Genomic DNA, 7,204 nt, shown 5'->3' with positions numbered 1-7,204 from the left:
ACCACATTCCGCACAGATGTGATTTTGCTTACCTTGCTTCACACCATTCTTACGGGTATGAGTAGAACCACAACGAGGACATTGCATGGCTAAGCACCTTGAATTCATACTTTATTATGCAACGCCGCTCAAGGCTAAGGGCTGAGGACTGAGGGCTGAGGGCTGAGGAGTCAGGAGTCAGGGCTGAGGGCTGAGGAGTCAGGAGTCAGGGCTGAGGGCTGAGGAGTCAGGAGTCAGGGCTGAGGGCTGAGGGCTGAGGACTGAGTGAGGACTGAGGAGTCAGGAGTGAGGGCTGAGGAGTGAGGGCTGAGGGCTGAGGGCTGAGGAGTGAGGAGAGGGGAGAGCCAAAGAGAGGGAGTTATCAATTAGCAATTAACAATCCAAAATTAGAACCTGAGCTGCATAGCGTAATCGCATCAAACAAACCGTTAAGATACTTGAAGAGAGAGAACCCCGATCGTTTTGTCCCAGGTGCAATATCTGGGATAAGGAATGCAAGTAACCTAGTTATGCTTGATGCCAGCTCAGTTTTAGAAGTATTGCGACCCGTGCAAGATCCCGAACTCCGCAAGAGTTTGGTCGAGTTGAACATGATTCGCAATGTGCAAATTGACTCCGGAAAAGTCAGCTTCACTCTGGTGCTGACGACACCTGCCTGTCCGCTACGCCAGTTCATCGTGGAAGAGTGCGAGCAGGCGCTAAAGAAAAATTTACCAGAAGTGACAGATGTAGTGGTGGATGTCACGGCTGAGACGCCCCAACAAAAATCGCTTCCGGATCGCGCAGGAATTGCTGGTGTAAAAAATATTATCGCGATTTCTAGTGGCAAGGGCGGTGTGGGCAAAAGTACTGTGGCGGTGAATGTGGCAGTGGCTTTAGCACATTTAGGAGCTAAAGTCGGTCTGATTGATGCGGATATTTACGGACCTAATGACCCGACGATGCTGGGATTGTCAGACGCCAAGATAAGCGTGCGGCAAGGTGCCAATGGTGAAGAGTTGGAACCCGCTTTTAACTACGGCGTCAAATTAGTTTCAATGGGGTTTTTGATTGACAAGGATCAGCCGGTGATCTGGCGGGGACCAATGTTGAATGGAATTATTCGCCAGTTTCTCTACCAAGTGCAGTGGGGGGAACTAGATTATTTGATTGTGGATATGCCTCCCGGCACTGGAGATGCTCAGTTAACTCTAGCGCAGGCGGTGCCAATGGCTGGGGTAGTAATTGTGACGACGCCGCAGACGGTGGCTTTGTTGGATTCGCGTAAGGGCTTGAGGATGTTCCAGCAGTTGGGAGTATCTGTGTTGGGAATGGTGGAAAATATGAGTTATTTTATTCCACCCGATATGCCCGATAAGCAGTATGACATTTTTGGCTCTGGAGGCGGTGAAAAGATGGCGCAAGAACTCGGCGTGCCGTTGCTGGGTTGCGTACCGCTAGAAATGCCCGTGCGAGAGGGGGGCGATGCAGGAGTGCCGATTGTGGTTGCCGATCCTGAGTCGGCTTCTGCCAAAGCGCTGATGGCGATCGCTCAAGCGATCGCGGGCAAAGTCTCTGTCGCCGCCTTAACTTAAGAAAAATTAAAAAGGTAAAGTTAAAAGTTTTGCCTTTTTAATTTTTAATTTTTAATTTTTAATTCTTGAGCAATGTTACAAAAGTCACTAACTGGTTTTCGCTGGAGATCGCTGCTCTCCCCTTGGCAGGAGGTAGATTGGCTGCTATTGGCACTGACTGTTGGACTCACCATTTTTGGAGGTGTGATGATCCGCAGTGCCGAACTTAACCAGGGATTGACAGACTGGTGGTGGCACTGGTTGATTGGCGGCATTGGGTTGACATTAGCGATGTTTATCGCGCGATCGCGTTACGAGAACCTGCTCCAGTGGCACTGGATTATTTATGGCATCACCAATTTGTCCCTGATCGGGGTGATGATTATTGGCACCAGCGCCAAAGGTGCCCAACGATGGATTACTATCGGCGGCTTTAACATTCAACCCTCTGAATTTGCTAAATTAGGGGTGATTATCACCCTAGCGGCTCTTCTACATACTCGACCCGCCTCCACCATTCCATCTGTTTTGAGAGCTTTGGGCGTGACTGCGGTTCCCTGGATTTTAGTATTTTTGCAGCCCGACTTGGGAACCTCCTTGGTCTTTGGAGCGATCGTGCTGGGTATGCTCTATTGGGGGAATGCCAATCCCGGCTGGCTAATACTGCTGGCTTCTCCGGTGATTTCGGCTATCTTGTTTAACGTATTTATGCCCGGATGGTTCCTCTGGACGGCAATCATGGGCATTATTGGTTGGCGCACCTTACCGTGGCCTTTGTCGGGTGCCATCGGAGCGATCGTCGTCAACCTGGTGGGAGGCGAGTTAGGACAAATCCTCTGGGGATTTTTGAAAGACTATCAAAAAGACAGATTGATATTGTTCCTTAAGCCGGATCTAGACCCCCTCGGCGGCGGATACCACCTGATCCAATCTCGTATTGCCATTGGCGCAGGCGAACTTTGGGGACGAGGACTTCACAAGGGAACCCAAACCCAACTTAACTTTATTCCGGAACAGCACACTGACTTCATTTTCTCTGCAATTGGCGAAGAACTCGGCTTTGCAGGTGGTTTGGTTCTGCTATTTATCTTTTGGTTGATCTGCCTGCGCTTGGTGATTATTGCCCAAAATGCTAAAGACAACTTTGGCTCTCTATTAGCAATTGGCGTCTTATCGATGATTGTGTTTCAGGTGGTTGTCAACTTAGGCATGACGATGGGACTTGCACCCGTAACCGGCATTCCCCTTCCCTGGATTAGTTATGGTCGTTCAGCGATGTTGAAGAATTTTTTAGCGCTGGGGATTGTAGAGTCTGTGGCCAATTATCGACACCGATTGAAGTTTTAGCTTTTTGTCATTCGTCATTCGTCACTCGTTTGACCCATGACGAATGACTCCTAACTGCTATTAAGCTAATAAATGAAAACTTAAGCGAGAAAAAATCATGATTCTGCCTGGAACGGCTGTTCGAGTAAAGAATACTAACGATATCTACTACGGCTTTAAAGGGCTAGTCCAACGGGTTAGCGAGGGCAAGGCAGCAGTCCTATTTGAAGGGGGCAATTGGGATAAAATCGTCACCTTCCAACTATCAGAATTAGAACTTGTAGAGACAACAGCGGGTCGCAAAAAAGCAAAATAAGATTGGGAAAAAGGTAATTGGTAATTAGTCATGGTTCATGGTTCATAGTTCTTACCCAATGAACCACGAACCATGAACTACTGATTACCGATTACCCAGTACCGATTATCCATTACCAAAAATATGCGACTTCCCCTGCCACAGTTTGCCACGGGCGATCGCCCCGCCAACCATATTGCTGAGGTGATTGAGACGGCAACGACTGAATTCCTGGCACAATGTCTCGATCCGGAAGACTTGAGCTTCCCCGTCATGCCACCCTTTGGCAGCTGGGTCAAGGCTACAGATGAAGAGTCGGGAAATCTCGTCTTTGCTGTTGTTTATCATGCCTGCACCAGCCCAATTGATTCCGTTCACCGGGCAAGAGCCTTGGGGCTATCATTGCAGGAACTGCGAGAGCAGCAACCTCAAATATTTGCCATGCTGAAAACCGAGTTCCGCGCCGCTATTGTTGGGTTTGAAGCCACCCATCAAGGGGTCAATGGTTCTAAGCGACTTGGTGGAACGATTTATCAGTACCTGCCGCCTCGTCCGCCGCAAATTCATCAAGCGGTTTACCACTGCGAACCGGAGGAAATTGTTCACTTCAGCGAACAGATGGATTTCTTAAGAACCTTATTGCAGGTCATGGGTGCGCCCGTGGAGGCGCTGATTGCAGCAGCGATTCGAGAAATTTATCAACTACGCAAGGCTGACCGTGACTGGTTAGTGAAGGCAGGACGAACCCTCAGCGTCCTTCTCAAGGACGACTACGACCGCTTGAGGTATATTTTGAGCCAAATCCGTTTATAGGCAGTGGACACCCTAGAAGCTTAACGCCCAAAAATGAAAGATCGGGACTTACGCAAAGCTTATACATATAGCGTTTTTTCGGGTTCAATCCCCCTGTGGTTGCCCACACTATGTGGTGATGTGCGGCGAGTCCTGAGATGTTTTATCCTCAAAATAGCGGTCGTTCGCGCTTAGGGGCGCATCCGTTGGGGCACCCTGTAGATCCAAAATATATTCATCTACTGCACCATGCACCGCTATTTCTTTAGAGGTAGGGCGCAAAAAACGGTTTTTCTGTAGGATGTCTCCAGTGATACCACCATGCTGCAAAAGTCAGCGTCGTTGCTGACTTTTGAAAGCATCGCTTCAAACTCATCTCCAAGCCGCTGTTTATGGAACCGATTTTGGAAGTGTTCCGAAAGGAACCAATAGTTCCCTTCGCTCTTTTGCTAGTAGTCATCTTGACCGTGCCCATCTTTTTTGAGCGGCTGCGACTGCCAGGACTGGTTGGTTTGCTGGCAGCTGGAGTGGTACTTGGGCCTAATGGGTTGAAGCTGCTTCAGAATGAATCAGAGACGATGCAACTGCTATCAGACATCGGGTTAGTTTACCTGATGTTTGTGGCAGGGCTAGAAGTTGACATTGAACAGTTCCGCAAAACTAAGCATCGCTCTGCCGGTTTTGGCACGTTTACCTTTTTAGTGCCTCTAATTATGGGAACAATCGTGGGGCGTGTATTTAACTTTGACTGGAACGCTTCAATTTTGATTGGCTCTCTGTTTGCCTCCCATACCCTCTTGGCTTACCCGATTGTGAGTCGTCTAGGCGTTGTGGGGAACGAAGCCGTCACGGTGACAATTGGAGCGACCATCTTCACTGACGTTGGCGCTCTACTGGTATTGGCTGTTTGTGTAGGAATTCATGGAGGCGACTTCACGATTGTGAAGCTGCTCACCCTTTTTGGGTCGTTGATTGTCTACTCTGCGGTCATTTTGTTTGGCTTTGATTGGGCGGGTCGAGAGTTTTTCCGACGCACTGGGGAAGAAGAAGGCAATCAATTTTTATTTGTACTCCTGGCACTATTTCTGGCGGCGTTGGGTGCCCAGTTAATCGGCGTGGAAAAAATTGTCGGAGCTTTCCTTGCCGGTCTGGCGGTGAATGATGTTGTGGGGGAAGGGCCGGTAAAGGAAAAGGTAGTTTTTGTCGGTAGCGTCCTGTTTATCCCGATTTTCTTTGTGGATATGGGGCTACTGATTGATATCCCGGCTTTTATTAAAACGCTCAGCTCTATCTGGCTAACGCTAGCGATTGTGGTGGGTTTGATTAGTAGTAAGTTTTTAGCGGCTCTGTTGGCTAAATTCGTCTACCGCTACAACTGGCGCGAGATGCTAACGATGTGGTCGCTGTCGCTACCGCAGGTGGCGGCAACGTTGGCAGCAACGCTCGTGGGCTATCGGGCGCTCAACCCGGCGGGTGAGCGGCTCCTGACCGAGGGTGTCTTAAACAGCGTCCTGGTTTTGATGCTGGTAACGGCAACGCTAGGGCCGCTGATTACCAGTCGGGTCGCACCTGGACTAACCGTAACGGAAGCTGAGCCACTTGAGAGCGATAAAACTCGACTGGATGAGGGAAATGCATCGGCAAGCCATCCTTTTACAGTGGTTGTACCCGTCTACAATCCGCAGACTGAGAAGTATTTGATGGAAATGGCGGCGCTATTGGCGCGGCATGAAGCTGGACGAATTGTGCCTTTAGCCATTACGACAACAAATGCTCAGATGGACGCACCGCAGATGGAAGCCGCGTTCCAACGCAGTGAGATGCTACTTGAGCGAGCTACGGAACTCGCTGGCGAACTGGGTGTGAAAGCGGAGCCGCTGCTGCGCCTGGATGACGACATTGCTCACGGAATTAGCCGCGCCAGTCGCGAACAAAAAGCGAGTTTAATTGTCATGGGCTGGGGCAAGCGGACGGGCTTCAGGGCGCGTTTATTTGGCAATGTGATTGATAGCGTGCTGTGGGCGTCCCATTGTCCAGTTGTGGTGACACGCCTTTTGGATTCGCCTCTGAATTTTCACCGCATCTTGGTGCCGGTGGAAAACTTGACGGGGCAAGGGATACAACCGTTACGGTTTGCGAAAATCTTAGCCGAGTCCAATCAAGCTCAGGTGACGTTGTTACACGTCTGCAATTCTAGAACTTCGGCTGCTAAGATAGCGTGGACGCGATCGCAACTGTCTCTTTTAGCCTCGAAGTGGGCACCGGAAACGAACTTTGAGATTGAAGTGATTCAGCATGAGAATGTGGCAGCAGCGATTCTCAATACAGTTCGCTCTTTTGATTTGATTGTCTTGCGATCGCTACGATACCGCACTGCGGGGGGTCTGGAAGTTAGCGATGTCACCACGCAGCTGGTTCAGCATCTCACTTGCTCTGTGGTGCTGTTAGGGGAGCCGCAACGAACCACCACGGGCGTCTTTCTCCCCAAGCCCTCGCCAAGGGTTGCCAACGATAATGTTTTAACTTAGTTTTTGGTTTCTCACCTCTGCCCCACCCGTTCTCTGTAAGGGGTGGGGGGTTAGGGTTGTCTTATCCGAAAAGTATTGCCAAGGGTTGCAAACGTTCCCTGATGCGGCGTTACCTCTAGTTGCTGCCTCTTTTTTTTAGGTCTGCTTCTAAGGCTTCTAATTGCTTCTTCTTCTGTTCGAGTTCTTGTTCCAAAGTTTGAATTTGTTCGCGACGCGCTTCCATTTCCAAATTTTTGCGAGCCAATTCCTGACTTTGTAAAGTCAGGTCTTGCCGCCAGTGTTCAGCCCGTTCGGCTTCCTGCTGCAAAAAAGCAGGAGTAATGCTACTTGTCAGGTACTGCTGCACTAAATCCAAAACCCAGTTTTTGGCCTCGTGGATACTTAGAATCTGCTGATTCTCGCCCAGGTCTGCTAGAACCAACAAACCTTCGCTTAAGGATGGAATCTCAGAGGCAGGAACGACAGATTCCTTATCAACCACTGCCCAGATATTGTCAGAGGTTTGCTGAGCTAGGATTCGCAGTTCCATGCTGCCTGATGATTCATTTTTTTGCACTTCGGCAAAATATCGCATTGCTATTTTGTCTTTAAATTAATAAAACTGGGCACCCTAACTTTACGGGCGTATTTTATTTTAAACAACCCTTTTCTTCTTCCCCCGCCAGGAGGAGAGTGTAACCCAGAGCGGGATTCGTAGGGGCGAGATATAT

9 protein-coding genes are annotated in these 7,204 nt (G+C 49.4%); 5 read left to right on the top strand and 4 right to left on the bottom strand.

Annotated features, from left to right (window positions below; all coding sequences use genetic code 11):
• Positions 1-87 (bottom strand): IS1/IS1595 family N-terminal zinc-binding domain-containing protein (locus AC2VDX_RS07770; RefSeq protein ID WP_486928133.1); only part of this gene is annotated, 87 nt, incomplete at its 3' end.
• Positions 88-233: 146 nt separating this feature from the next.
• Positions 234-365 (bottom strand): hypothetical protein, encoded by a 132-nt coding sequence (locus AC2VDX_RS07765; protein WP_378177451.1) that lies wholly within the window; start codon positions 363-365, stop codon positions 234-236.
• 144 nt (positions 366-509) lie between these two features.
• Here AC2VDX_RS07765 and AC2VDX_RS07760 point away from each other — a divergent pair, with 144 nt between their 5' ends.
• The 4 genes from AC2VDX_RS07760 (at position 510) to AC2VDX_RS07745 (ending at position 3,987) form a co-directional block, all read left to right on the top strand.
• Entirely contained in the window at positions 510-1,574 is a 1,065-nt protein-coding gene (locus AC2VDX_RS07760) for an Mrp/NBP35 family ATP-binding protein (protein WP_378177454.1), read from the top strand.
• 72 nt (positions 1,575-1,646) lie between these two features.
• The gene (gene rodA, locus AC2VDX_RS07755) at positions 1,647-2,900 is read left to right on the top strand and encodes a rod shape-determining protein RodA (protein WP_378177457.1); all 1,254 of its coding nucleotides are present in this window, start codon (positions 1,647-1,649) and stop codon (positions 2,898-2,900) included.
• Between the two features lie 97 nt (positions 2,901-2,997).
• The gene (locus AC2VDX_RS07750; protein WP_378177460.1) at positions 2,998-3,195 is read left to right on the top strand and encodes an NAD(P)H dehydrogenase subunit NdhS; all 198 of its coding nucleotides are present in this window, start codon (positions 2,998-3,000) and stop codon (positions 3,193-3,195) included.
• A gap of 123 nt (positions 3,196-3,318) precedes the next feature.
• The gene (locus AC2VDX_RS07745; RefSeq protein WP_378177463.1) at positions 3,319-3,987 is read left to right on the top strand and encodes an HAS-barrel domain-containing protein; all 669 of its coding nucleotides are present in this window, start codon (positions 3,319-3,321) and stop codon (positions 3,985-3,987) included.
• Between the two features lie 108 nt (positions 3,988-4,095).
• Here AC2VDX_RS07745 and AC2VDX_RS07740 read toward each other — a convergent pair whose 3' ends face one another.
• Positions 4,096-4,248, bottom strand: a complete 153-nt coding sequence (locus AC2VDX_RS07740; RefSeq protein WP_486928132.1) for a hypothetical protein — start codon at positions 4,246-4,248, stop codon at positions 4,096-4,098.
• A 110-nt stretch (positions 4,249-4,358) separates the two neighbouring features.
• On the opposite strand from AC2VDX_RS07740, the gene AC2VDX_RS07735 reads away from it, so the two are divergent.
• On the top strand, positions 4,359-6,494 hold the full coding sequence (locus AC2VDX_RS07735) for a cation:proton antiporter domain-containing protein (protein WP_378177469.1): 2,136 nt from the start codon (positions 4,359-4,361) through the stop codon (positions 6,492-6,494).
• Between the two features lie 115 nt (positions 6,495-6,609).
• Here the strand turns inward: AC2VDX_RS07735 and AC2VDX_RS07730 are convergent, their stop codons facing one another.
• Positions 6,610-7,068: an Atg14 domain-containing protein gene (locus tag AC2VDX_RS07730; RefSeq protein ID WP_378177472.1), complete on the bottom strand. Its 459-nt coding sequence runs from the start codon at positions 7,066-7,068 to the stop codon at positions 6,610-6,612.
• Between the last annotated feature and the right edge of the window lie 136 nt (positions 7,069-7,204).

The sequence above is a fragment of the Coleofasciculus sp. H7-1 genome, from assembly GCF_057473865.1.
This window is presented reverse-complemented; position numbering and strand designations above follow the sequence as displayed.

Excerpts from the sequence above, each read along its gene's own strand:
- AC2VDX_RS07735 (WP_378177469.1), top strand. The coding sequence starts at position 4,359 with ATGGAACCGATTTTGGAAGTGTTCCGAAAGGAACCAATAGTTCCCTTC.
- rodA (WP_378177457.1), top strand. The coding sequence starts at position 1,647 with ATGTTACAAAAGTCACTAACTGGTTTTCGCTGGAGATCGCTGCTCTCC.
- AC2VDX_RS07750 (WP_378177460.1), top strand. The coding sequence starts at position 2,998 with ATGATTCTGCCTGGAACGGCTGTTCGAGTAAAGAATACTAACGATATC.
- AC2VDX_RS07760 (WP_378177454.1), top strand. The coding sequence starts at position 510 with ATGCTTGATGCCAGCTCAGTTTTAGAAGTATTGCGACCCGTGCAAGAT.
- AC2VDX_RS07730 (WP_378177472.1), bottom strand. The coding sequence starts at position 7,068 with ATGCGATATTTTGCCGAAGTGCAAAAAAATGAATCATCAGGCAGCATG.
- AC2VDX_RS07745 (WP_378177463.1), top strand. The coding sequence starts at position 3,319 with ATGCGACTTCCCCTGCCACAGTTTGCCACGGGCGATCGCCCCGCCAAC.